Consider the following 25214-nt stretch of genomic DNA (forward strand, 5'->3'; position numbering starts at 1 on the left):
ATTTAAATCTATGGTTTTATGGAGAAGGATAGTAAAGGTGTTGTTAATAGAATTAAGTGGATTTACAAACTTATAAGGCATGGTTTATTTTGGCAAGGAGTTCGTAATAACCTTGCTAAAATAGGTGTTGACATTATGCCTTATTACTATTTTATTGCTGTAAAGGAAAATGCAGAACCACAAGCCATTAGAGATAAAAATTTAGAGGTAATACTCACCAGATTCAATGAAGAGGATATGAATTTAATTAAATCCTCTATCATAGGAATAGAACAAAAAGATTTCTTATCAGATTTAAAAGATGGTGATATATGTATTGGTTTAAAATATAATGAAGAGATTGTTGGATATACCTTAATAAAGCGAAAACCTTTTTATTTTAGAAAGCGTTATTTTCATCTTGGTAAGGAAGATATTTATTTACATAGCCTTTATGTATTTGATAAATACAGAGGGAAGAATATAGCACCATACATGAAATATAAACGCTTTGAAATGTTTGAAAAGGAAGGTGTAAAGTATCATCATGCTATTGTAGAATCTTTCAACAAATCTGCTTTAAAAATTCAGTATAAGGCCGCAGCAAAAAAAGCAGCACTCTATTTAAGTATCATTTTATTTAAAAGATGGACTTTTAATTATACGCTTAAAAAATATTAATTATAGTATGTATCATTTTCTCAAGAAAATAGCATTAAACTTTATATTAAATTTTAAGAAAAAGCTTCTTGAGTTTAATACTAAAATGAATACTAGAAAAGAAATTAATGAGTTGGTTTTTAAAATTAATGCTCCAAAATTAAGTAAAGAAGAATCTAAAAAGGCTTACGCTTATTATAAAGCAAAAGGATACAAATTACATACAACAAATTGGCATCGTTATTTTAAGACTATTAATGGAGTATTTAATGTAAAATATATTCCTGATGATATATTTAAAGCAGTTATATGTCCAAAATTTAATCAATCTAAGCAATGGCCAGCTTTAGTTGATAAGAATATTACTTATAAGTTATTTAATGAGTTTAACCAACCAATTAGAGTTATTCAAAACATCAATGGATTTTATTATCATAATGATAAAATAATAAGTAGAGATGCTGCTATTAAAATTGTTAAGCGTCTAAATAAACCAATGATTATTAAACCTACAATAGAGACTGGTCAAGGTAATATGGTTAAGGTTTTTACTCTAAACGACAATAAAACAAGTATTAATAATCTGTCAGTTATTGATTTGCTTAAACTGTATGTTAAGGACTTTATTATTCAAGAGTTAGTGGATCAGAGTCCTATAATGAAACAATTAAATCCTTCCTCACTTAATACATTACGAGTTATGACTTATATCAGACAAGATAAAGTACATGTATTATCAACTGTTGCAAGAATAGGAAATCCTGATTCGGTTACTGATAATTTTTCTGCAGGTGGTATTATTGTTGGTGTTAAAAGTGATGGTAAATTTAAAGAAATAGGATATACTAAATACGGAAAGGTTTACAACCAAACTCATACTGGAGTTGTTTTAAAAGGACTAAGTATTCCTAACTACAATAGAGTTATTGAGATGGCTAAAAATATGCATATTAAAGTTCCATATTTTAAATTCATTTCTTGGGATATAGGTTTAGATAAATCTAATGAACCAATTTTTATTGAGTATAATACTTATAATCAAAGTAGTATAATTCATCAAATCACAAATGGACCTTTATTTGGAGAGTTTACCAATGAAATATTAGCCTTAGCATTAAAGTCTAATTAAGCAGTTTATAATTATTAACCACCTTTCTTCTTTTTCCTGATGATAATGGCGGAATTTCATCCACATAAGTCAAGGTAATTTCGGCATCATCTCCGAAATCAGATTTTATATCGGCAATCAAATCCTTTTCAAAAGGAAAATCATCGTCATGGATGTTTAGTTTAATTTCATAAGATTTTTGACCTTGTTGAATAAACTGATATTGCTGTAATAGCTTATAATACTTGTAAAATTTAGTATAAACAACAAATGAAGAAATAATATTGCCTTTTGTATCATATATCAAGTCCATTTTACGACCTTCAATTTGATCAAATTCCATAACACCATCATCGTCTAATTTATATCTTGCAATATCTCCTGTATCATATCTAATAATTGGCATTGCATAATTAAATAAATCCGTAACTACAATACGTCCAAATTCTCCTGGCGCAACATGGTTATCGCTATCCATAGCTAATATTTCTAAATGATAACTAGCATGATTAACCTTGAAACTTTCTGTTGAACTTAAGGTTTGTTGCGCTATCATTCCAATCTCCTCACTTGAGTATCTAGATAATACAGGAATATCTAAATGCTTATTTAAAGTATTTTTGGTGTAAGCATTCAAATACTCCGAATTTGCTATAATACAATTGATACCTAGATTGTGATCGTTTAAATTATTCCGTTCTAAATACTGTGCAATTAGCTCAAAAGCTGATGCAAAACCCAATAATGTTTTACCTTTTTGATTATCAGTTTTAAGTAAATTCAAAAAAGTTTCAATTCTGTTGTCTGTTAATCTTGAGATATCAAATTGACAAACGTTTTGTAACCAAGATATAAGTTTACCCTTTTTATTATGATCACGCCAAACTTCTAGCTCATAGAGTCTATTTCCAATTTTAAAGTTACAGCTGTTGTAATAATACATAACATCAGCATGATTTCTATGTCGTTTCTGTGCATTCTGAAATAAGAAAAATGGAACACCAGTAGATCCACTAGTAGATACTTTATAATTGTTTTTACCTCTATGAATTGAGGATTCAAACTGTTCAAAATTCTGTTGGATTACAGTTTTTCTGATTACAGGAAAATCTTCAATTTTGGTTTTTCCTGTATATGGCTTGTAAAATGCAGTTGTTTCTGTGGCATGTTTAAGTAAACTACCAATATGTTTTGATGTTATAGCTTCAGCATTTTTTGAGTTAGGTGCTTTTAAAATTGAAGTTACCTCTGTGTAATGTTTTTTAACATGACCTCCTTTTAGAGTATCAAGTAACCAAAAACTGAAGTGTCTTAAACTATTTAAAAACATTGATTTGGAGTGTTTATTTTAAAAAATCTTGCATATTAGATTTAAGACTACTAAAGTATAACACAGATAGTAATTACTAGTATTTTATGGTTAAAAAGCCATTAATATCTGCATGAGTCATTATTGTTATGCATGCATAATAAATTTAAGTATATTTGCTTAAAAACTAACACAATGCAAACCAAACTTACCAAACTTTTAAATATAAAATACCCAATCATTCAAGCACCAATGTTCTTAGTATCTAATGTTGTTATGGTTACTGAGGCTATGAAAGGCGGTATAGCTGGCTGTATACCAGCGCTTAATTATAGAACTTTAGAAGAATTAAGAACAGCTATCAAAGACCTAAAAAATAATAAGGTAGAAGGTGGATCGTTTGGTTTTAATTTAATAGTAAATAAGTCTAACATAAAATACAAAGGTCAACTTGAAGTATTATGCGAAGAAGGCTGTGATTTTATTATTACATCATTAGGAAGCCCAGAGGAAACTATTAATCAAGCCCATAAAGCAGGTATAAAAGTATTTTGTGATGTAACTGATTTGAAGTTTGCAAAAAAAGTTGAGAGTTTAGGTGCAGATGCCATCATTGCAGTTAATAATGAAGCAGGAGGTCATAGAGGAAGCCTATCACCTGAAGCATTAATAAAACTTTTAAAAGACAATTGCTCTATTCCTGTTATATCAGCAGGAGGAGTTGGTTGTAAGGCAGATATCGATGATATGTTAAGCTATGGAGCAGAAGGAGTCTCTGTTGGAAGCCCTTTTATAGCTTCATTAGAAGCTGGTGTGACTAATGAATACAAGCAAGCTTGTGTAGATTATGGTGCAGATGATATAGTAATGACTGAACGTATTTCAGGTACACCTTGTACTGTAATTAACACACCTTATGTTCAAAAAATAGGAACTAAATCTACTTGGATTGAAAATCTTCTTAATAAAAATCGTAAGCTTAAAAAATGGGTTAAAATGATTCGGTTTTCTATAGGTATGAAAGCGACTGAAAAGGCAGCTAAAAAAGCAACCTATAAAACAGTTTGGGTTGCAGGTCCAAGTATTGAGCATACAAAAGCAATTCTTCCAGTTAAAGATATTATTACTGCTTTGGTAGGCTAAATTTATTAGGCTTTGCTATTATAAATAATTCCTATTACAAAATAAGTTTAAAATATATACAGCCTATTACAGCTAGCTTCTATTTTTCTTAATTTTATGTTTTCAACATAAATTCAAACAACAACTTTAAAATGGAACATAATATGAATGGTGATATCAGTAAATGTCCTTTCCACAGTACTCAAAAAAGATCAGCAGGTGGAGGAACGTCGAATAGAGACTGGTGGCCAAATGAATTAAAACTTAATATTTTACGCCAAAATGCTTCAAAGAACAATCCTATGGGAGAGCACTTTGATTATGCAAAAGCATTCAAAAGTGTGGATTACACTGCTCTTAAACAAGATGTCATAGACTTAATGACAGACAGTCAAGATTGGTGGCCAGCAGATTATGGACATTATGGAGGATTTATGATTCGTATGGCTTGGCATAGTGCAGGGACGTACAGAGTAGGTGATGGTAGAGGTGGAGCAGGTTCTGGTACACATCGTTTTGCACCATTGAATAGCTGGCCAGATAATGGCAACTTAGACAAGGCACGTTTACTATTATGGCCAGTAAAAAAGAAATATGGCAACAAAATTTCTTGGGCAGATTTAATGATCCTTGCAGGAAATTGCGCATTGGAATCAATGGGATTCAAAACGTTTGGTTTTGCAGGAGGAAGAGAAGATGTTTGGGAACCAGAACAAGATATATATTGGGGAAGTGAAACAGGTTGGTTAGATAATGATGATCGTTATGATACAAGTGATGGCGATTTAGAAGGGCATTTAGGTGCAGTACATATGGGCTTAATCTACGTAAATCCTGAAGGGCCAAATGGACAACCAGATCCTTTAAAATCTGCGCATGATATTAGAATCACATTCGGTCGTATGGCTATGAATGATGAAGAAACAGTAGCTTTAGTTGCTGGTGGTCATACGTTTGGTAAAGCACATGGTGCGGCAGATCCAGATCAATATGTAGGTGTTGAGCCTCATGGTGCTTCTATTGAGGAAATGAGTACAGGTTGGAAAAATACATTCCAGACTGGTGTATTAGATGATACAATTACAAGTGGATTAGAAGGTGCATGGACACCGAACCCCATTCAATGGGATCATGATTACTTTGATGTCCTCTTAAATTATAATTGGGAATTAACTAAAAGTCCTGCTGGTGCACACCAATGGACTCCAACAAATCCAGATGCTAAAAAAGCACCAAAAGCTGGAGGTAATGGAGAACAAGCCTTAATGATGTCTACTGCAGATATGGCATTAAAGATGGATCCTGGTTTTAGAGAAATCTCTGAGCGTTTCCATAAAGATCATGCTGCTTTTGAAGATGCATTTGCAAGAGCATGGTTTAAGTTAACGCATAGAGATATGGGACCAATTGATCGTTATTTAGGTCCTGAAGTTCCAAGTGAAACATTAATTTGGCAAGATCCAATACCTAAAGTAAATTATTCGTTAAATGACTCCGATATTGTATCTCTAAAGAAAATGATACTAGCTTCTGGATTATCCATTTCAGAATTAGTTAAAACGGCTTGGGCATCTGCATCTACATTTAGAGGTTCAGATAAACGAGGAGGTGCTAATGGAGCTCGCATTCGTTTGGAACCTCAACGCAGTTGGGAAGTTAATAACCCAGTAGAATTAAATAAAGTACTTAATGTTCTTGAAGGTATCCAAAATGAATTTAGTGGAACTATCTCTATGGCAGATTTAATTGTTTTAGCTGGAACAGCTGCTATTGAAGAAGCTGCTCGTAATGCAGGACATACTATCAATGTGCCTTTTACTCAAGGAAGAGGCGATGCTTCACAAGAGCAAACCGATTTAGAATCGTTTAGTCATTTAGAACCTTTAGCAGATGGATTTAGAAATTACATGAATTCTAAATTAGAAGTTGCTGGCGAAGACCTATTGATTGATCGTGCAAATTTATTGACGCTTTCAATACCAGAAATGACAGCTTTAGTTGGCGGACTTCGCGTACTTGGTGCAAATTATGATGGATCTGACTATGGAGTTTTTACATCTAATGTTGGTAGTTTAACCAATGATTTCTTTACCAATATCTTAGAATTTACATATACTTGGAGTGCTACTTCTGAAGACGAAACTATTTTTGAAGGACGTGACAGAAGAACAGGTGCTATTAAATTTAAAGGAACCAGAGCCGATTTAATTTTTGGCTCTAATACAGAGCTAAGAGCAGTATGCGAAGTTTATGGCGCTAATGATGGTGAAGCTCGTTTTGTAAATGACTTTGTTGCAGCTTGGACTAAAGTGATGAATTTAGATCGCTTTGATTTAAATCAATAATATTTGGTTAATAGCAAACCAACACTTAAAAGGAATGTGTAATTTAATACACATTCCTTTTTTAATTTTGTCAGGTCGAGCGCAGTCGAGACCTTTTAGAAATAAAAATTAAAACCTCTCGACTGCGCTCGAGGAGACCAAAAATTATGAATGCACAAGAGTTATTTTTTAGTACAATACAATCTGGAACTATTGAAAATATAAAACTTCAACTTCAAAATAATCCACATTTGGTTAATAGTGAGGATGCTCGAGGATTTACACCATTGATTTTTGCTACATATTTTGATAAGCAAGATGTTGCCAAATTGCTAATAGAGCATAAGGCTAATATAGATGGTACAGATGCATCAGGTAATACTGCATTACTAGGAGTTTCTTTTAAAGGTAATTTAAAGCTAGTACAATTGTTAATTGATAATGGTGCAAATATTAACATTCAAAATAATAATGGTACTACACCTTTAATTTTTGCAACACAGTATAATCAAGAAGCTGTTGTTTCAAAACTTATTGAATATAATGCTGATAAAAACATAAAAGATAAAGACAATAAATCTGCATTAGATTATGCTAAAGAAAAAGGACTAATAAAGATTACAGAATTATTAGGTGATTAAACGGTTTTACCAGAAAGTTGTCTTATTTTAATTTTAAATGCGGCAAATAACAAGGTCGTAAAAGGACTTAGCCAATTGAATATAGCATACATAAAATATTCGCCTACGCCTACACCAAGAACTCCAGATTGATAAGCACCACAAGTATTCCAAGGGATTAATACGCTAGTTACTGTACCAGAATCTTCTAAAGTTCTACTTAAGTTTTCAGGAGCTAAACCTTTATCTTCATAGGCTTGTTTAAACATTTTACCAGGAATAACAATGGCCAAGTATTGATCAGAAGCTATAGCATTTAAGCCTAAACAACTAGCAACAGTTGCGGCGAAAAGACCAAAAATAGAGGTAGCTACAGATAAAAGTGCTTTTGTAATCCTTGATAAGGCTCCAATAGCATCCATAATACCACCAAAAACCATAGCACAAAGAATGAGGTAAATAGTCCAAAGCATACCTTTCATGCCACCAGCTGAAAATAAATCGTTAAGTTTTTCATTATCAGTTTCAATAGCAGTGTCTGTAAAAACCGAATATACAATAGCTCCAGTTTTAGAGTCTGCTAATCCATCTAAGATATCTGGTTGAAAAATAAAAGCAAAAACTGCTGCCAAAATAACACCACTAGCTAAAGCTATAAGCGGTTTAGTTTTCATTAAAATTAGAGCAATCACTGCTGCTGGAACCAAAAATAACCATGGCGAAATATTAAACGTAGTATTAATGGTCTCTAATAAATAACTCACATCTGTACTTCCGGTTGTTTCTATTGTAGAACTCATAATAGCAAAAGCTATTAAAGCAATTATTATCGTCGGAACAGTGGTAATAGTCATGTATCTTATATGAGTAAACAAATCGGTTCCTGCCATTGCAGGAGCTAGATTAGTCGTATCACTTAAAGGCGACATTTTATCACCAAAATAGGCGCCAGAGATTACTGCACCAGCAATCATTCCTGGATGAATACCTAATGCTGTACCTATACCAACTAGAGCAATACCAACGGTAGCTGAGGTTGTCCAAGAGCTACCTGTAGCTATAGATATAATAGCCGAAATGACTACAGAAGCTGGTAAAAATATTTCAGGACTTAGTACCTGTAATCCATAATAAACCATGGCAGGAATCACACCACTTACTAACCAAGTACCTGCTAAGGCACCAACTAAAAATAATATCATTATCGGTACAAATACACTTTTTAAATTCTCCCAAATTTCCTCTAGCATAGTAATAGGATGGACTTTGTTCATAAAACCACCAAGCATAGCAACTCCTCCTCCCATAAGTAGTATAAGTTGATTGGTATATGCACCAAGCCACTCTTGATCTTCTACAAAAAAGATATTATATGCTAATAAGCCCATTAAAATAATAACAGGAACAAGTGCTTCATAGATATTAAGCTCCTTATTGTCAACTATATTTTGTTTATCAGCTTTAAATTCGGTAATGATATCCTTGTCGTCGTCTTGCATCTTAGTTAGTTTAGTTTTGTAATGTTACGATTTTGTGATACGATTTGCAAATTGAAAAATTTGTTGATGTATTGCGTTGTTGATTTATTGAATCGTTTTTCTTTTGGAATTTAGGTTTTGTGATTTGAGATTTTTATTGGCTATTTTAGCCAAGTAGTATATGGATTCACTAACTCAAATCGTTTTAGGTGCTGCTTGTGGCGAAGCTTTACTTGGTAAGAAAATAGGAAACAAAGCCTTGTTGTTTGGTGCTATTGGCGGAACAATACCAGATTTAGATGTTTTTACTTCACGTATCTTCTACAGTAATGAAATTGATATTATGGCTGCTCACAGAGGTTTTAGTCATTCTATTGTGTTTTCAATACTTGGCGCTTATTTGTTTGGTTGGTTAGTACATAAACTTTATGATAAAAGTAGTAAGCGTCGTTGGACAACATCTAGGAACGATTGGATTAAGTTATTCTTTTGGTCCTTATTTACGCATATTATTTTAGATGCCTTTACACCTTATGGTACACAATGGTTTTTACCATTTTCAGAGTATAGAGTAGCATTTAACAATATTTCTGTAGCAGATCCTCTTTACACAGTTCCATTTCTACTTTGTATGATTGTACTAATGTTCTTTAACAGAACATCTACTAGACGTCAAATGTGGTTAAAATTTGCATTAGGTATCAGTTCGTTTTATATGTTGCTTACTATTGGAAATAAGTTTTATATAGACTCTGTGTTTAAATCGTCTTTAAAATCAGATGCGATTGTCTATGAGCGTTTTAGTGCTCAACCCACTATACTAAATAACATATTATGGTATGGTATTGCAGAAACAAAAAGTGATTATAGAGTAGCATTCTACTCATTGTTAGATAAAGAACCTAAGTTTAGTAATTGGCAAATTTTACCAAAGAATCATGAAGTGTTGCCAAAAACAGTTGCAGAAATTAAAACCTTAGACTGGTTTAGTAATGGTTATTATAATTTATTTGAATTAGATAGTGGTAGAGTTCGGTTTAATGATTTAAGATATCCATTACTTAATGCAGACGATCCAAGTTCTTCAGTATTTAGTTTAAAATTATATAAGAAAAAAGAGCGTTGGGATATATTGCCTTTTGAACCTACTCCTCCTAAAGAGGATGATTTAAAACTATTTATAAATAGGATTAAAGGAATAAAATAATATGAAGACAGCACAATACAGACTAACAGAGTTATTTATCCTTTTTGTTTTAGTACCAATTAGTTTGGTAATTGATATTTCTATACTAGTTCAAATAGGAATTTCAATACTAGCATTTCTTTATGTTATGTTTATTTTAATAGGTGTTGAGACTGTTAAAATTCATATAAAGAAAAATATAGATTGGAAACGATTTTGGAAATATACATTTATCAAGTTTCTAGTCATAGCTATAATTACTTATATATATGTTTTAATTGCAAAACCAGAGCACTTATTTAAACCAGTTAAAGATGACTATCGTGTTTGGTTATTGTTTTTATGTATATATACATTTATGTCAGTTTATATTCAAGAACTCATCTATAGAACCTTTTTTTTTAAGCGATATAAGCATTTATTTAAAAGCGAAAACTTATTTATTCTTGTAAACGCAGCACTATTTTCTTTAGCGCATATTTTCTTTAAAAATGCTATAGTTATGGTTATTACATTTGTAGGCGGACTTCTATTTGCATTAACCTTTAAAAATACAAAGTCAACACTATTAGTTTTTATTGAACATGCACTTTATGGTTGTTGGTTATATACAGTTGGAATGGGAGATATGCTTGGTTTTCCATCATAATTTTTAATTGAGGCAACTATTTGCAATTATTTTACGTCTTTAATAGAAAGAGGCTATTTCAAATCACAACTATTATATTTAAAAATGAAGAAACTGTTAATCCTATTAACCTTATCCATTGTAGTGCTTTCTTGTGGTAGTATTGAACATTATAATGAGGCAGTTACCAAAATGCATCCTGTTGAAGATTTGCATGAAGATATAGACAAAGTATACAAACAATTAAAGCGATTACATCCTCGATTATATCAGTTTACACCAAAAGAAACATTAGACTATAAATTTGATAGCTTAAAATCTGCAATTAATAGACCCATGACAAGTCGTACATTTCATAAGGAATTAGCAAAAGTCACCAAGTTTGTTGGACAAGGTCACATGTCAGTATCTATACCTAACACTAAGTTTACTAGGAAAGAACAAAAAGAGCGCCTTAAATTAAAATTCGATGTTAATAATCTAAACTTTGAATATGTTGAAGATAAGATTATTATAAGAAGTGCGAGAGGAAACGATTCTCTTTTAGTAAATGCCGAAGTGTTAGAAGTCAATGGAGAAAATGCTTTAGGATTGCTAAAAAAATATAAGACAACTGTAGCTTCAGATGGTTATAATACAACGTTTCATGATAGAGTAGTAGGCTACAGATTTTTAGGATATTACCAACAAGATAATGGTCGTTTCGATAGTATTACATTTAAGTTACGAAATCCAGATTCAACATTTTATAAAACGTATAAACGTGTCTCTAAAGTAAAGAAAAGAATAGCTAGTGATTCTATTAAAGCTGATTCTGTGGCTAAAATTAAATTTAAGGACACACTAACCAGAGCAGAACGAAAAGCCAAAAAGAAAGCCAGAAAATTAAAGTCTAAAGAAAGATTTAAAAAATATAAAAAGTATGGCTATAATTATGTTACTAAGCAATACAATAGAAACCTATCGTTTATTGGTAAGGATAGTACAGTTGCCTTATTAAAAATAACGAGTTTTACCAGAGGCTCTAAGTACAAAGATTTTTACGAAGAAACTTTTGCTACATTAGACTCACTAGGAACAAAAGACTTAGTCATTGATCTTAGAAATAATTTTGGTGGTCGATTAAATGAGATTTTAGCCCTGTATTCCTATTTAACAGATAAAAATTTCACGCTTATAAACAAAAGTGAAACAAATAGTCGTATTCCAATATTAAAAACCGCTATGAGTAATACTACTACTTTTGGCAGAAAATTATTCGTAGGTGTCTTGTCTCCAATTATACTTACATATGATTTATTGAGAACAAGTAAAAAAGATGGTCAATTGTATTACAGGTATAAAGCTGCAAAAGAAACAGAACCTAATCCATTAAACTTTAAAGGCAATATATATGTGCTAATAAACGGAAATTCGTTTTCTGCTTCTTCAATTATTTCAACACAACTAAAAGGAGATAAACGCGCAATGTTTATAGGAGAAGAAACTGGAGGAGCATACAATGGAACTGTAGCTGGTTATTATAAGATTTATGAATTGCCAAATACTAAACTTCGTGCCAGGATTGGTTTAATGCATATCGATTCAAAACATAAAATAGCACCAGATGGTTATGGAGTAAAGCCAGATGTGGAGATTACACCTACCTACCAAGACAGACTCAATAATAAAGATCCAGAATTAGAATGGGTTTTAAATGCTATAGAAAAGAAAAATTAATTTTATTTCGTAATAATAATGCGTTTCAAAAATTCGTAAATATTTATTGTAAGTTGTACTTTTGTATTTCGTTTTAAACATACGATAAAAATCACACTATGAACACATACGACGTTGCAGTTATCGGATCTGGTCCAGGAGGTTATGTAGCAGCTATTCGCTGTGCACAATTAGGCATGAAAACAGCGATAATAGAGAAATACTCTACACTAGGTGGAACTTGCCTTAATGTTGGTTGTATTCCGAGTAAAGCACTTTTAGATTCTTCACATCATTATGAAGACGCTATAAAGCACTTTAGCGACCATGGTATAGATATACCAGGAGAAGTAAAAGTGAATCTAGAAAAAATGATTGCACGTAAGCAAGCTGTTGTAGACCAAACTACAGGAGGAATTGATTTCTTAATGAAGAAAAATAATATCGATGTATACCAAGGTTTAGGTAGTTTTAAAGATGCAACTCATATTACTATTAAAGGTGATGAATCTACAGAGATAGAAGCAAAACATTCCATTATTGCAACAGGAAGTAAGCCTTCTAACCTGCCTTTTATAACGTTAGATAAAGAACGTGTTATTACTTCTACAGAAGCCTTAAAATTAAAGGAGATTCCAAAGCATATGATAGTTATTGGAGGAGGCGTAATAGGATTAGAGCTAGGACAGGTCTACAGACGCTTAGGAGCAGAAGTCACAGTTGTTGAGTACATGGATCGTATTATTGCTGGTATGGATGCAGGCTTATCTAAAGAGCTAAATAAAGTTTTTAAGAAGGCTAAGTTTAAGATGAACACCTCTCATAAAGTTAAATCAGTAGAGCGTATTGGAGATGAAGTTGTGGTTAAAGCAGATAATAAAAAAGGTGAAGAAGTAGAATTTAGAGGTGACTATTGTTTAGTCTCAGTAGGTCGTAGACCATATACAGATGGCCTCAATGCAGGAGCAGCAGGTGTAAACATAAATGATAGAGGACAAGTAGAAGTCAATGATCATTTACAGACAAGTGCATCTAATATCTATGCTATTGGTGATGTTATAAAAGGTGCAATGTTAGCGCACAAAGCAGAAGAAGAAGGTGTTTTTGTTGCAGAAACTATTGCTGGGCAAAAACCACACATAGATTATAACTTAATACCAGGAGTGGTTTACACGTGGCCAGAAGTGGCAGCAGTTGGTAAAACAGAAGAAGAATTAAAAGAAGCAGGAGTCGCGTACAAAACAGGACAATTTCCTATGCGTGCCTTAGGACGTAGTCGTGCGAGTATGGATTTAGATGGTTTTGTAAAAATCCTAGCAGATGCAAATACAGACGAAATTTTAGGTGTTCATATGATTGGAGCTCGAGCGGCAGATTTAATTGCCGAGGCAGTTGTAGCTATGGAATACAGAGCAAGTGCTGAAGATATTTCGCGTATGTCGCATGCACACCCAACATTTGCAGAAGCTGTCAAAGAAGCAGCATTAGCAGCTACAGAAGATAGAGCATTACATATATAAATATATTATTATACACCTTCATACTGAGTTTATCGAAGTGTTGTTTTAAAATCTTAAAAGCGAGCCCAAAAGGTTCGCTTTTTTTATAAAAGATTATCTGTAACATATTACTATCTTTAAACACAAATAGTTAGCCAACCTCATCTACAAGCCATCAACCTAATTTACGTTCTAACAAATAAAATGAATGATTAGAATTTTTCGTAAACTAAGGCACCGACTTTTGTTTAAAAATAAATTTTCAAGGTACATATTATATGCATTTGGAGAGATAGCTCTTGTTGTTATTGGAATTTTAGTTGCTATCCAAATTAATAATTGGAATAGAGATAACACCTTGTATAGCCAAGAGCTAGAAGCATATGATTTAATTATAAAGGATTTAAAAAGAGACTCGATATTATTTCAGAGATATAATAAGGGTTACAGTGCCTATTTAGACACTTTTTTTAAATTAAATGCAGTTAAAAAAAACAATAGTTCACTAGATAGTATTTTTACTGATCACATTTGTAGTAATGCCGAATTTAATCCTTCAGTTCAAAAAAATAATTTACCAATCATTGAAAAACTTAGAAATCAAGACGTTAGAGATAGGATAAATAACTATTTTAGGAGACTAAACCTTGTACATCAGGCCTCAGGTGAATATAATAAACTTATTAATGAAACAAGTAGGCCTTTTTTTATAGAAGAGCATAATATTTTTAATAATAGTGCTGTATTTGAAAATGATGACAAAAGATTCCCTCCTCTCAAGGGTGTTTCAGTTATAGATACAATTCAATTACGCAAATCTTTTAGTAATAAGTACTTTACTCCAATAATCTCTGAGCTTAGAATGTCTATGGGATTTTACCTTACCGCTTTAGAACTTTCGATAAAAGATAATTCAGAATTAATACAAATGCTTAATAATGAATTAAAATAGATTGTAGTAATGATTAAATTCTTTAGACATATACGTCGTTCACTAATCCAAGAAAATAAAGTGGGTAAATACTTCAAATACGCCATAGGCGAGATTATCCTTGTGGTGATTGGGATTCTCATTGCCTTACAGATTAACAATTGGAATGAGAATAAAAGAGATAGAAACTTTGAGTTAAAAATGTTAACTGAGGTGAAAATAGCTTTAGAAAACGACTTAAATCATTATAAGAGAATGATTAAAAGAGTTACTTCTGCTGATAGTAGCGTTGCAAAAGTTATAGAACATATACATTATAAACATTCTTTTCATGATAGCTTATATCCTCTTATAAGTAAATTAAATACAGGAATTCAATGGCAACAAAATTATGGCCCTTATGAAGGTATAAAATCTTCAGGAATTAATAAAATATCAAATGATAGTTTAAGAAAGTCTTTGGTACAATTTTATGATTTTGAATACCCAAGAAATTTAGAATTAATAAAATGGTCAGATAAAAATTATGATACTGATTTAAATAAATTAAGAACTTTTAGAGGCAACCCTTTTACAACGTTAAACAAAGATGGAACAATATATATTCGTAGAAAATATCAAAAAGATATTTTTAGCAATCCAGATTTTCTTTTACTTATTCGTGATTTTAAAAGAAGAACGAGTAGTACTTTAAATATTCTAAAAAGTATTATTCCACACATAGAAAAACTTCACAGTCAAATAAATACAGAATTAAAAAATGCTGAACTCTTATAATTAGGGCTATAATCAACTTCTTTATTTTGCCAATTGTCCTCTGTGTGGTTTTAAAGCATCTCTATAAACTGGCATATCTACTTCGTCTACCGTTATATATGCAATGCTATAAAGCTCGCTAATTGTTTCATTATTAATATTGTGAAATGGTAAGTTTTCTCGTTGTGCAAATTCTTTTAAGTGAATACAATGATGTTCAGCAGTTTTACTAGCTACAGGACCTCTAAAATCCCAAATAAGTTTAAGTTTTCTATCCATCACTTTTTTTTACAAAAATAGGATATCGTTATACTCCAATCAAAAGTTTAATTGTATTTTAATGTAATATTATGTGACCTAATTGTCACATAAGTGTCTTAAGCTTTATATAACCCACAACAACACTAATTTGAATAGTCAAAGTACAGTAAAAGACATTTCAGATGAAGACCTAATTAGTGCAATTGTAAAGACCAATAACACCTTGTTATTTGAAATACTTTACGATCGTTACGCTGGTATGGTTTTTAATAAATGTCTAGGTTTTGCTAAAGATTATGAGGAAGCTCAAGATCTCACACAAGATGTATTTTTAAAATTATTTGTTAAACTAGCCAGTTTTAAAGGCAAATCTAAATTTTCTACTTGGTTGTATGCCTTTACATATAACCATTGTGTTAATTATGTAACAAGAAATAAAGAAAAGAAAATACAGAAGAAAACCATTGAAGCTAAGGATATTGAAAATTTATCTGAAAAAGAAGCAGATCATAGTATCCATCAACTAAAAGTTGAAAAACTAAAAAAAGTATTGAACCTAATCTCTCCAAATGAAAAAATGATTTTACTCTTAAAATATCAGGATAATCTTTCAATTAGAGAAATTTCTGAAGCTTTAGATTTAGGAGAAAGTGCAGTAAAAATGCGTCTTAAACGCGCTAAAGAGAAACTAATAACGGTATACCAAAAACACTATGAAAATGGATAATCCTTTTGAGCACATAGATAAGCCGCTTAAGCCAGTTCCAGAGGAACTGAAGGCCAAGGTTATGAGTGATGTTGCCACTGCAAAACTTCTAATGGAGTTGGCAAGTCTTTTCTCTGTAGATGTAGTAAAAATTATAGAGACAACAATTAGTAAACGAAAAAAATAATTAGCTAAATATTATGGACACAGTAAACAGTTTTAAAAACATGATTACCCAATCATTAAATGGGATTGGAAGCGAGTTTGGTGGTTTTATACCCAATTTACTTGCAGCTATAGTTATTCTTATCATAGGATGGTTAGTTACTAAAATAGTAGTAAAACTTATTCGTAAAGCACTAACTCTTGCTAAAGCCGATAAAATAGATGATAAAATTAATGAGATAGAGTTAGTAGAGGGTAAAAAGCTCAACTTCAATGTTATAAATATTATCACCAAATTTGTAAAGTGGTTATTCTACATTATTATTATCATCGTAGTATCTGACGTTTTAGGTCTAAAAATAATTTCTGAAGAGATATCTAACATATTACATTATTTACCTAAGTTATTTACTGCATTAGTCATTTTTACTTTAGGACTTTTATTGGCAAATGCTATTAAAAATGGTATTAGGTCCTTTTTTGAATCTATGGAACTTTCTGGCGCAAAGATTATTAGCCAGATTGTGTTTATGCTCTTATTGATATTCATCTCAATTACAGCATTAAATCAAGCTGGTGTTAATACAGAAATTATCACTAGTAATCTTACCATGATTATGGCAGCTTTTCTTTTAGCTTTTGCTTTAGCTTTTGGATTTGGTGCACAAAAAGTAGTTGGTGATTTATTGAGGACTTTCTATGCCAGAAAGACTTATGAAATAGGGCAAAAACTAGAATTTAATGGTATTACAGGCGAAGTAGAAGCAATAGATAATATTTCAATAGTACTTAAAACAGCTGATGGTAAACTTGTGGTACCTATTAAGGACTTGGTAGAGAATCAGGTTAGAGTTAAGGAGTAATTAAATTTAGGGTTATAGATTTATGATGATTTGGAGAATTCCAAATGCCACTTTTTTTAACCATTCTTTACTATACCTTCCCAGAAATGGGAAGGTTTTTTTGTTTAGTACTATAACGTATCCTTACTTTCTTTTATTACGTTTATTATAGTTCTTGTCACCTCGAGTCCTAGGTTTTTTATATTTTTTTGCCACTTCACGTCTGTAAGATCCACCCTGATTACTCTTTTTATTCTTGTCTTTCTTTTCATGAAATGCAGGTCCTGGAGCATCTTCATCTTTACGCTTTAGTGGATTATAGCGTTCTTTTAATTGTGGTCGTTCTTCTTCGATAAGTTCATTTGAGATTAAAACACTATCTGGAATCTGCAGAAGCGATATTTTCATTTGCATTAAATGTTCAATAGCTTCTAATGGCTCTTGTTCCATTTCTGTAGAGAACACAATAGCATGTCCTTCTTTCTCTGCACGACCTGTTCTACCAATACGATGCATATAGTTTTCAGGATACAGTGGTGTGTCAAAATTTATAACATGAGTAATGTTATCTATATCTAAGCCTCTTGCCATAACGTCTGTAGCAATAAGAATACGATGTTCACCACTTTCAAATTGTTCTATACTTCGCAGCCTATAGTTTTGAGTTTTATTAGAATGAATAACACAACTTTCACCATAGAAACGTTCTTCTAATTCATCAAATAAGCGATCTGCCATGCGTTTATAAGCTACAAAAATGAGTACTTTTGAATAGGTTTCTTTATCCTTAAGTAAGTTCTCTAATAAATTTACTTTGGTGTAAAAATTAGGTATAGAGTAGCGTTCCTGTGATATATTTTCTAATGGTGTTCCAGAAACAGCAATAGAAACCTTAGTTGGATTGATAAAGAAATCTGTAATCAAAGCATCAACATCATCAGTCATTGTTGCCGAAAACATGATGTTTTGACGCCTTTGAGGTAGAATATCAAAAATATTCATTAGTTGATGTCTAAACCCTAAATCGAGCATAACATCGACTTCATCAATCACTAATTTTTGAATTGATTTTAGTTGCAAAACTCTACTTACCGCTAAATCGTATAAACGTCCAGGAGTGGCCACTAAAATATCTAAACCTTGAGCTACAGTTCGTTTTTGGGTATTAATGTTAGTGCCACCATAAACACCTAACACACGATTATTAATATATTTAGATAATTTTTCAATTTCTTCAACCACTTGCACTACAAGTTCTCGCGTTGGTACTAAAACCAAAACTCTTGGATTATCTTGAGTAGAGTATTTTAGATTTCTTAGTATAGGCAACATATATGCAAATGTTTTTCCTGTACCAGTTTGGGCTATACCTACAACATCTTTACCAGACGCAACTACATTAAAAGATTGGGCTTGTATTGGCGTAGGTGTTGTAAACCCTAAATCATCAATAGCATTGTAGAGAGGTGTGTTTAAATTTAGATCTTGAAAGGTCAAAATTTTAGCTTTTGTGCAAAGCTACTATTAATAATCTATATTAGACTAAATGGCTTTTGTCAATTTCTACACTATATGTAGCACTAAAAGAAGAACTATCTGCTAAGGAAATAATACCTTCTTTTTCAATTATGTGTTGATTTGTGTTTTCTAAATCTGCAATACCAATCCAAGGCTCTATACAAACATAAGGTGCTTTTGGTTTTGCCCATATTCCTAAATAAGGAAAATCTTTGAACATAACTGACAAAATATCGCCATTAGTTTTGTGTGTTAATGTGACTTTTCTTGATGATAGATCTTTAAAAATAAGCGCATCATTATCGAATAAATTGGGTCGTAACTGTATAATATTACCATCCTTAATAACACGTTTAGTTTTTTCAGTGATTAGACCATTTTTCATGTTTAATAGATACGATTTGCTATTTTCATGATTTTCGAATTTGAGAAAATAATCTGTATAATTTTCGTTTTCATACAATGGGCAATTAAAAGCTGGATGACCACCAAGTGAAAAAAAGATTGATTTTGTATCTGTATTGTTTACGATATGATGAACTCGTAATACATTATTAATCAGTTCATAAGTTATTAAAAACTCAAATTCAAATGGATATATAGCTTTTAATGATATGTTAGAATCTATCTTAAACGTGATTTTTGTTTCAGATTGTGAGACCACTTTAAAATCATTATTGTGTCTCACAAACCCATGTTTTGGCATGTTGTATTTTTTATCATCGAAAAAGTAAGTGTCATCTTTCATAGCACCTATAATTGGAAACAAATTGGGTGCATGACTTCCCCAAATATTAGGATTTGCTTGCCATAAAAATTCAACACAAGACTTTACTCCAATAATATTGCAAAGTTCGGCACCTTTGTGCTTTATGTTTATTTTAAGTTGGTCATTTTTTAGGCTATACATTGCTTTTATTTTATCGAAATATACAATTCTTACGCAATTAAAAAGTATTCTAATTATTTTTGCAATATTATTACAAGCTATTGAGAACAACATTAAAACATTCGCTTAAAAACTCTGAAATTTTTAAGACCCAATTATTGCATTGGGCTCAGCAATTTGATGATATTGTCTGGTTAGATTCTAATAATTATCCACAAAATTTACCTGTGTTGAATGGTGTCGAAATATCAAACTTTGATGCTATATTGGCTGTAGAAGCCTTTACTGGGATTACTACAGATTATTATAATGCTTTTGAAAATTTAAAGGAATACCAAACCATAACTAAGGATTGGATTTTCGGATATTTATCTTACGATCTAAAAAATGATGTTGAAAATCTGCACTCAAAAAACTTTGATGGCTTAAAATTACCAGAGCTTTATTTTTTTCAACCAAAAAAACTATTTCTACTCAAAGATAATAATGTTGAACTACATTATTTAAACTGTGTGGATGATACATTGGATTCTGATTTTAAAGATATTAGCTTAAATAAAGCAATAACATTTAAAGTTAGTGAACCCGTTAAAATAAAATTACGCACACATAAAGAAGCCTATTTCAAAAAACTAGATAAGGTCTTAGACCATATTCAAAGAGGAGATATCTATGAAGCTAATTTTTGTCAAGAATTTTATGCTGAAAATAAAGTTATTAACCCTCTGACTATTTACAATAAACTCAATAAAATTTCTAAACCTCCTTTTGCCACTTTCTTAAAACAAGGAAAAAACTATTTAATGTCAGCTTCTCCAGAGCGTTATTTGAAAAAAAGTGGGCATAGTATTGTATCGCAACCTATTAAGGGAACTGCTAAGCGCTCATTGGATTCTAATTATGATCTTATTTTAAAAAATAACTTAGTTAAGAATAAAAAGGAGCGTAGTGAAAATATAATGATTGTTGATTTGGTTAGAAATGATCTATCATTAACAGCAAAAAAAGGAAGCGTTACGGTTAAAGAGCTATGTAAGGTGTATACATTCCCTCAAGTTCATCAAATGATTTCAACCATAACTTCTGAAATTGATATAACAACTCATCCAGTAGATGTTATAAAGACTACGTTTCCTATGGGAAGTATGACAGGAGCTCCTAAAATTTCTGCAATGAAAATTATTGAAGACTTAGAAGATACTAAGCGTGGCCTATATTCTGGAGCAGTAGGTTATTTTACGCCTGAAGGAGATTTTGATTTTAATGTTGTGATAAGAAGTATTATTTATAATGCTAGTAAAAAGTATGTGTCATATTCTGTAGGTAGTGCTATAACTGCTAAAAGTGATCCTTTAAAAGAATATGAAGAATGCTTAATTAAAGCAAAAGCAATGCGAGAAGTTCTTGAAAACTAGTTTTCAGGCGCTGTTTTAAGTACACAGTTGTTATATTCGTAAATCGTTAATGTTAGAGGATTTTCAGATACATATTGACCAAAATTATGCTTTCCTATATGATAGTAAAATTGTTGTTGCTATTTCTGGTGGTATAGATAGTGTGGTATTAGCATATTTATGCAAAAGCCTTAGCCTCAATTTTTCTTTAGCACACTGCAATTTTAATCTTAGAGGTGAAGAAAGTGATGCAGATGAAAATTTTGTTTTAGATTTAGGTGAGGTCTTAGATGTAGAAGTTTTTATTCAGAATTTTGATACTGAAGCTTACGCTAAAGCACAAAAACGCTCTATTCAAATGGCAGCACGAGAATTGCGTTACGATTGGTTTAAAGAGTTAGCTGAGCAATTACATTTTGATTATATCCTTACAGCACATCATGCTGATGATAATCTCGAAACATTTTTAATCAACTTTACACGTGGCACTGGCTTAAATGGCATAACAGGTATTCCTGAAATTAATGATAATATTGTTAGACCATTATTGCAATTTTCAAGAGAACAGATTGAAGACTATGCTAAAGGTAATAATATTAAATGGAGAGAAGACAGTAGTAACTCATCTCGAAAATACTTAAGAAATAAATTACGACATGAAGTAGTGCCAATTCTTAAGGAGATTAATCCACAATTATTAGATAGTTTTCAGAGTACAATTAATAATCTCAATGATACAGCAGATATCATTGAAGAAAGCCTTAATGCAGTTGCTAAACGCGCCATTGTAAATATTGATGATACAGGAATAACGTATAAAGTTTCAGAATTTAAAAAGGTGAATAATCCAAAAGCTTATTTGTTTGAAATGTTTAAGAATTATGGCTTTACGGAATGGAATGATGTCGTTGATTTATTAGACGCAGAAACAGGTAAACATGTAAAGTCAAACACACATCGATTAATTAAGCATGGTGATGTCTTAATCTTAACGAGCTGTCATTCAGAGCGTAGCGAAGAATCTCTTTTTATTGATAGCAACACTAGAAAAGCCCAAACTTCTCTAGGGCTTTTAATTTTTAATGACTCAGAGGAGTTAAAACAACATTCAGATACTAAGATTTATGTCGATAAAACAAAATTGAAGTTTCCACTTATAGTTAGGCATTGGAAAGAAGGCGATCGCTTTTCACCTTTTGGTATGAAAGGTCAAAAGAAATTGAGTAAGTTTTTTAAAGATGAAAAATATTCACTTATAGATAAGGAAAAACAGCTTGTTCTATGCTCTGATGACAATATTGTTTGGGTTATTGGAAAACGACTAGATAATCGATTTAGAGTAGAGGACAGCACAACAGACATCCTTGAAATTGAACTGAAAAAATGATTGTAAAAGGAAAATAAAAATTGAACTGTCATTCCGCACTTGATGCGGAATCCACATTGAAATATAAATATTGAAACTAAAAGGAAACATAGTTGACATACTTAACCGAAGAATTTTCAAAGGCGAAATTACTATTGCGAATGCTAAGATTGTATCCATTGAGGAAAAAGATTGTGAAGAGAACCACTATATTCTTCCAGGTTTCATTGATGCACATATTCATATTGAGAGTTCTATGCTTGTACCGTCTGAGTTTGCTAAAATAGCAGTTAAGCATGGCACAATAGCTACAGTTTCAGATCCTCATGAAATTGCTAATGTACTTGGTGTAAAAGGTGTTGAGTTTATGATAGAGAATGGTAAGCAAACACCTTTTAAATTCAATTTTGGAGCACCATCATGTGTCCCAGCTACAGCTTTTGAATCTGCAGGAGCTGTAATAGATTCTGAGACCATAAGAGATTTGATGTCAAATTCAGACATTAAGTATTTAGCAGAAATGATGAATTATCCGGGAGTTATTTATGATGATGTAGAAGTGTTTAAAAAAATACAGTGGGCGAAACATTATAATAAACCTGTTGATGGTCATGCACCAGGATTGCGAGGTGATGATTTAACAAAATATATTTCAGCAGGAATTTCAACAGACCATGAATGTTTTACTTACAACGAAGCTCTAGAAAAGCTTCAAAAAGGTATGAAGGTGATTATTAGAGAGGGAAGTGCAGCCAAAAATTTTGAAGCATTAATTGATTTACTACCAGATTATTTTCAAAATATGATGTTCTGTAGTGATGATAAGCATCCAGACGATTTAATACTTGGGCATATAAATGAACTTTGTGCACGAGCTGTAGCCAAAGGCATTGATATGTTTAAAGTATTGCAAGCAGCTTGTGTAAATCCAGTAAAGCATTACAATTTAGACGTTGGTTTATTGCAAGAAGGTGACGCAGCAGATTTTATTATAGTCGAGGATTTAAAGGATTTTAATGTGCTAAACAATTACATTGATGGCGAGTTGGTTTATGAAAAAGGACAATCATTAATTAGGTCTGTCGATTTTGAAGTTCTAAATAATTTTAATACGTCAAAGAAGACAATTGAGGATTTTAAAATACCATCTAACTCTAAGAAAATAAGAGTAATTGAAGCCCTAGAAGGACAATTAATTACTAATGCTTTAATTGAAAATGCTTTGATAGAAGATGATAATTTGGTTTCTAATGTTGATATGGATATTCTGAAAATGACAGTTGTAAATCGTTACCAAGATCAAAAGCCTGCAATTGCGTTTATCAAAAATTTTGGCTTAAAAGAAGGCGCAATTGCAAGTTCTGTAGGTCATGATTCCCATAATATTATTGCGGTTGGTGTATCTGATGAGATGATAGCTAAAGCTGTAAATCTAATCATAGAGAATAAAGGTGGAATTTGTGCTGTATCTAATACTAACGACAACATTGTTCCTCTACCTGTTGCAGGAATAATGAGTGATAAAGACGGAGAAACTATAGGTAAAGACTATGCAGAACTTGATGCTATTGCTAAACAACTCGGCAGTAAATTACACGCACCATACATGACCTTATCGTTTATGGCTTTGTTAGTCATTCCATCATTAAAGCTAAGTGACAAGGGTTTGTTTGATGGTAACACATTTAAATTTACTAACCTCGAAATTTAATCAATAATGTCACCTCGAGCATTGCAGAGTGCAAAATATATTTTGTAAGAATGCACCTTGCATAGCAACTCGAGAGGTCTTACATGCCAATACTAGAATCTACATATAAACCAAAATTCTATCTGAAGAACGGTAACCTATCTACAGTCTATTCAGGATTAGTTAGGAAAGTTAAAGGTGTTGTACAACAACGTGAGCGTATAGATACAAAAGATGGCGATTTTTTAGATTTAGATTGGAGTTATGCCATTACCAAATCGGATGCAGTAATTATTCTCCTTCATGGTTTAGAAGGCCATGGTCAAAGACCATATTTAACAGGAACAGCAAAATTGTTTAATGGCAACGAGATCGATGCTGTCTGCGTTAATTTTAGAGGATGTAGTGGTGAGGATAATAAATTTTATCATAGCTATCACTCAGGAGCTACGGAAGATTTAGATGATGTTATACAACATTGTATTACTAATAAAGGCTATTCTAAGATTTACATTAAAGGCATTAGTTTAGGAGCTAATATTACATTAAAATATTTAGGAGAAACCAGAGACATTCCAAAAGAAGTAAAAGCCGGAATCGCAATTTCTGTGCCTTGTGATCTTATTGGTTCTTCAAAAGAATTGCATAAACTAAAGAATTTACCATATGCTATCAATTTTAGGCAGCATTTAGTGAAAAAACTAGTTAAAAAATTAGACCACTTCCCAGATCAAATCAATAAAGAAGCAATTAAGAATATTAAAACATTAAGAGATTTTGACGAGATTTATACGTCTAGAGCACATGGTTTTAATGATGCTATAGATTATTACACCAAATGCAGTAGTTTACAATTTCTACCTCATATAAAAGTCCCAGCTTTGATTATAAATGCCTTAAACGATACGTTTTTATCCAATGGCTGTTATCCTGTTAAAGAAGCTAAAGCTAATGAGCACTTATTCTTAGAAATGCCAAAGTATGGAGGTCATGTTGGATTTATAGATAAAAATAATGTGTATTATAATGAGAAACGAGCTTTGGAGTTTGTTAGTAATCATGTTCGATAATTTTCTTATATTTAA

23 protein-coding genes are annotated in these 25214 nt (G+C 31.7%); 18 read left to right on the top strand and 5 right to left on the bottom strand.

The annotated features are described in order from the left end of the window. Positions 1 to 18: 18 nt before the first annotated feature. On the top strand, positions 19 to 660 hold the full coding sequence (locus RM697_RS08775; RefSeq protein ID WP_311427504.1) for a GNAT family N-acetyltransferase: 642 nt from the start codon (positions 19 to 21) through the stop codon (positions 658 to 660). A gap of 85 nt (positions 661 to 745) precedes the next feature. Continuing rightward, complete coding sequence (locus RM697_RS08780) at positions 746 to 1768, top strand: sugar-transfer associated ATP-grasp domain-containing protein (RefSeq protein WP_311427505.1); 1023 nt, start codon at positions 746 to 748, stop codon at positions 1766 to 1768. On the opposite strand, the gene RM697_RS08785 is transcribed toward RM697_RS08780, so the two are convergent. Further along, positions 1761 to 3077, bottom strand: coding sequence for a phenylacetate--CoA ligase family protein (locus RM697_RS08785; RefSeq protein WP_311427506.1), 1317 nt, complete (start codon positions 3075 to 3077; stop codon positions 1761 to 1763). The genes RM697_RS08780 and RM697_RS08785 overlap by 8 nt on opposite strands. 132 nt (positions 3078 to 3209) lie before the next feature. On the opposite strand from RM697_RS08785, the gene RM697_RS08790 reads away from it, so the two are divergent. The 3 genes from RM697_RS08790 to RM697_RS08800 all read left to right on the top strand — a co-directional run bounded on the left by RM697_RS08790 (position 3210) and on the right by RM697_RS08800 (position 7143). Beyond that, a complete protein-coding gene (locus RM697_RS08790) occupies positions 3210 to 4199 on the top strand; it encodes an NAD(P)H-dependent flavin oxidoreductase (protein ID WP_311427507.1) in 990 nt (329 codons plus the stop codon). A gap of 131 nt (positions 4200 to 4330) precedes the next feature. Continuing rightward, on the top strand, positions 4331 to 6523 hold the full coding sequence (katG, locus tag RM697_RS08795; protein ID WP_311427508.1) for a catalase/peroxidase HPI: 2193 nt from the start codon (positions 4331 to 4333) through the stop codon (positions 6521 to 6523). Between the two features lie 146 nt (positions 6524 to 6669). Next, positions 6670 to 7143 carry an ankyrin repeat domain-containing protein gene (locus tag RM697_RS08800; RefSeq protein WP_311427509.1) on the top strand — a complete coding sequence of 158 codons (474 nt, stop codon included), beginning with the start codon at positions 6670 to 6672 and terminating at the stop codon, positions 7141 to 7143. Here the strand turns inward: RM697_RS08800 and RM697_RS08805 are convergent. Then, on the bottom strand, positions 7140 to 8621 hold the full coding sequence (locus RM697_RS08805) for a Na+/H+ antiporter NhaC family protein (protein WP_311427510.1): 1482 nt from the start codon (positions 8619 to 8621) through the stop codon (positions 7140 to 7142). The two genes, RM697_RS08800 and RM697_RS08805, sit on opposite strands and share 4 nt — an antisense overlap. Before the next feature lie 160 nt (positions 8622 to 8781). On the opposite strand from RM697_RS08805, the gene RM697_RS08810 reads away from it, so the two are divergent. The 6 genes from RM697_RS08810 to RM697_RS08835 all read left to right on the top strand — a co-directional run bounded on the left by RM697_RS08810 (position 8782) and on the right by RM697_RS08835 (position 15319). Then, positions 8782 to 9807 carry a metal-dependent hydrolase gene (locus RM697_RS08810; RefSeq protein WP_311427511.1) on the top strand — a complete coding sequence of 342 codons (1026 nt, stop codon included), beginning with the start codon at positions 8782 to 8784 and terminating at the stop codon, positions 9805 to 9807. A 1-nt stretch (position 9808) separates the two neighbouring features. After that, positions 9809 to 10435: a CPBP family intramembrane glutamic endopeptidase gene (locus RM697_RS08815; protein WP_311427512.1), complete on the top strand. Its 627-nt coding sequence runs from the start codon at positions 9809 to 9811 to the stop codon at positions 10433 to 10435. 84 nt (positions 10436 to 10519) lie between these two features. Beyond that, the gene (locus RM697_RS08820) at positions 10520 to 12133 is read left to right on the top strand and encodes a S41 family peptidase (RefSeq protein ID WP_311427513.1); all 1614 of its coding nucleotides are present in this window, start codon (positions 10520 to 10522) and stop codon (positions 12131 to 12133) included. Positions 12134 to 12231: 98 nt separating this feature from the next. After that, the gene (lpdA, locus tag RM697_RS08825) at positions 12232 to 13632 is read left to right on the top strand and encodes a dihydrolipoyl dehydrogenase (protein ID WP_311427514.1); all 1401 of its coding nucleotides are present in this window, start codon (positions 12232 to 12234) and stop codon (positions 13630 to 13632) included. 187 nt (positions 13633 to 13819) lie between these two features. After that, positions 13820 to 14563: a DUF6090 family protein gene (locus tag RM697_RS08830; RefSeq protein WP_311427515.1), complete on the top strand. Its 744-nt coding sequence runs from the start codon at positions 13820 to 13822 to the stop codon at positions 14561 to 14563. Between the two features lie 9 nt (positions 14564 to 14572). Then, positions 14573 to 15319 (top strand): DUF6090 family protein, encoded by a 747-nt coding sequence (locus tag RM697_RS08835; protein ID WP_311427516.1) that lies wholly within the window; start codon positions 14573 to 14575, stop codon positions 15317 to 15319. 21 nt (positions 15320 to 15340) lie between these two features. Here the strand turns inward: RM697_RS08835 and RM697_RS08840 are convergent, their stop codons facing one another. Continuing rightward, positions 15341 to 15577, bottom strand: coding sequence for a hypothetical protein (locus tag RM697_RS08840; RefSeq protein WP_311427517.1), 237 nt, complete (start codon positions 15575 to 15577; stop codon positions 15341 to 15343). Positions 15578 to 15707: 130 nt separating this feature from the next. Between RM697_RS08840 and RM697_RS08845 the strand changes: the two genes are divergently transcribed. The 3 genes from RM697_RS08845 to RM697_RS08855 are packed head-to-tail and all read left to right on the top strand — an operon-like array spanning position 15708 to position 17293. Further along, positions 15708 to 16286, top strand: a complete 579-nt coding sequence (locus RM697_RS08845) for an RNA polymerase sigma factor (protein WP_311427518.1) — start codon at positions 15708 to 15710, stop codon at positions 16284 to 16286. Continuing rightward, positions 16279 to 16452 (top strand): hypothetical protein, encoded by a 174-nt coding sequence (locus RM697_RS08850; protein ID WP_311427519.1) that lies wholly within the window; start codon positions 16279 to 16281, stop codon positions 16450 to 16452. The genes RM697_RS08845 and RM697_RS08850 overlap by 8 nt, the downstream gene beginning before the upstream one ends. 13 nt (positions 16453 to 16465) lie before the next feature. After that, complete coding sequence (locus tag RM697_RS08855; RefSeq protein ID WP_311427520.1) at positions 16466 to 17293, top strand: mechanosensitive ion channel family protein; 828 nt, start codon at positions 16466 to 16468, stop codon at positions 17291 to 17293. A 123-nt stretch (positions 17294 to 17416) separates the two neighbouring features. Here the strand turns inward: RM697_RS08855 and RM697_RS08860 are convergent, their stop codons facing one another. Together RM697_RS08860 and RM697_RS08865 are read right to left on the bottom strand one after the other, a co-directional pair. Next, a complete protein-coding gene (locus RM697_RS08860; RefSeq protein ID WP_311427521.1) occupies positions 17417 to 18769 on the bottom strand; it encodes a DEAD/DEAH box helicase in 1353 nt (450 codons plus the stop codon). Between the two features lie 40 nt (positions 18770 to 18809). After that, on the bottom strand, positions 18810 to 19700 hold the full coding sequence (locus RM697_RS08865) for an aldose 1-epimerase family protein (RefSeq protein ID WP_311427522.1): 891 nt from the start codon (positions 19698 to 19700) through the stop codon (positions 18810 to 18812). Positions 19701 to 19780: 80 nt separating this feature from the next. Between RM697_RS08865 and RM697_RS08870 the strand changes: the two genes are divergently transcribed. The 4 genes from RM697_RS08870 to RM697_RS08885 all read left to right on the top strand — a co-directional run bounded on the left by RM697_RS08870 (position 19781) and on the right by RM697_RS08885 (position 25199). Then, the gene (locus RM697_RS08870) at positions 19781 to 21094 is read left to right on the top strand and encodes an anthranilate synthase component I family protein (RefSeq protein WP_311427523.1); all 1314 of its coding nucleotides are present in this window, start codon (positions 19781 to 19783) and stop codon (positions 21092 to 21094) included. Positions 21095 to 21143: 49 nt separating this feature from the next. Continuing rightward, complete coding sequence (gene tilS, locus RM697_RS08875) at positions 21144 to 22460, top strand: tRNA lysidine(34) synthetase TilS (protein ID WP_311427524.1); 1317 nt, start codon at positions 21144 to 21146, stop codon at positions 22458 to 22460. 70 nt (positions 22461 to 22530) lie between these two features. After that, complete coding sequence (gene ade / locus RM697_RS08880; protein WP_311427525.1) at positions 22531 to 24150, top strand: adenine deaminase; 1620 nt, start codon at positions 22531 to 22533, stop codon at positions 24148 to 24150. An 83-nt stretch (positions 24151 to 24233) separates the two neighbouring features. Then, the gene (locus RM697_RS08885; RefSeq protein WP_311427526.1) at positions 24234 to 25199 is read left to right on the top strand and encodes a YheT family hydrolase; all 966 of its coding nucleotides are present in this window, start codon (positions 24234 to 24236) and stop codon (positions 25197 to 25199) included. Positions 25200 to 25214 lie beyond the last annotated feature (15 nt).

Source organism: Microcosmobacter mediterraneus (assembly GCF_031846265.1).
In the GTDB taxonomy this organism is placed as follows: domain Bacteria; phylum Bacteroidota; class Bacteroidia; order Flavobacteriales; family Flavobacteriaceae; genus Microcosmobacter; species Microcosmobacter mediterraneus.

Coding starts and splice junctions, on each gene's coding strand:
- RM697_RS08815 (WP_311427512.1), top strand. CDS start 9,809: ATGAAGACAGCACAATACAGACTAACAGAGTTATTTATCCTTTTTGTT.
- lpdA (WP_311427514.1), top strand. CDS start 12,232: ATGAACACATACGACGTTGCAGTTATCGGATCTGGTCCAGGAGGTTAT.
- RM697_RS08850 (WP_311427519.1), top strand. CDS start 16,279: ATGGATAATCCTTTTGAGCACATAGATAAGCCGCTTAAGCCAGTTCCA.
- RM697_RS08800 (WP_311427509.1), top strand. CDS start 6,670: ATGAATGCACAAGAGTTATTTTTTAGTACAATACAATCTGGAACTATT.
- tilS (WP_311427524.1), top strand. CDS start 21,144: ATGTTAGAGGATTTTCAGATACATATTGACCAAAATTATGCTTTCCTA.
- RM697_RS08885 (WP_311427526.1), top strand. CDS start 24,234: ATGCCAATACTAGAATCTACATATAAACCAAAATTCTATCTGAAGAAC.
- RM697_RS08855 (WP_311427520.1), top strand. CDS start 16,466: ATGGACACAGTAAACAGTTTTAAAAACATGATTACCCAATCATTAAAT.
- RM697_RS08820 (WP_311427513.1), top strand. CDS start 10,520: ATGAAGAAACTGTTAATCCTATTAACCTTATCCATTGTAGTGCTTTCT.
- RM697_RS08840 (WP_311427517.1), bottom strand. CDS start 15,577: ATGGATAGAAAACTTAAACTTATTTGGGATTTTAGAGGTCCTGTAGCT.
- RM697_RS08810 (WP_311427511.1), top strand. CDS start 8,782: ATGGATTCACTAACTCAAATCGTTTTAGGTGCTGCTTGTGGCGAAGCT.
- RM697_RS08790 (WP_311427507.1), top strand. CDS start 3,210: ATGCATAATAAATTTAAGTATATTTGCTTAAAAACTAACACAATGCAA.
- RM697_RS08835 (WP_311427516.1), top strand. CDS start 14,573: ATGATTAAATTCTTTAGACATATACGTCGTTCACTAATCCAAGAAAAT.
- RM697_RS08805 (WP_311427510.1), bottom strand. CDS start 8,621: ATGCAAGACGACGACAAGGATATCATTACCGAATTTAAAGCTGATAAA.
- RM697_RS08785 (WP_311427506.1), bottom strand. CDS start 3,077: ATGTTTTTAAATAGTTTAAGACACTTCAGTTTTTGGTTACTTGATACT.
- RM697_RS08775 (WP_311427504.1), top strand. CDS start 19: ATGGAGAAGGATAGTAAAGGTGTTGTTAATAGAATTAAGTGGATTTAC.
- RM697_RS08780 (WP_311427505.1), top strand. CDS start 746: ATGAATACTAGAAAAGAAATTAATGAGTTGGTTTTTAAAATTAATGCT.
- katG (WP_311427508.1), top strand. CDS start 4,331: ATGGAACATAATATGAATGGTGATATCAGTAAATGTCCTTTCCACAGT.
- RM697_RS08865 (WP_311427522.1), bottom strand. CDS start 19,700: ATGTATAGCCTAAAAAATGACCAACTTAAAATAAACATAAAGCACAAA.
- RM697_RS08830 (WP_311427515.1), top strand. CDS start 13,820: ATGATTAGAATTTTTCGTAAACTAAGGCACCGACTTTTGTTTAAAAAT.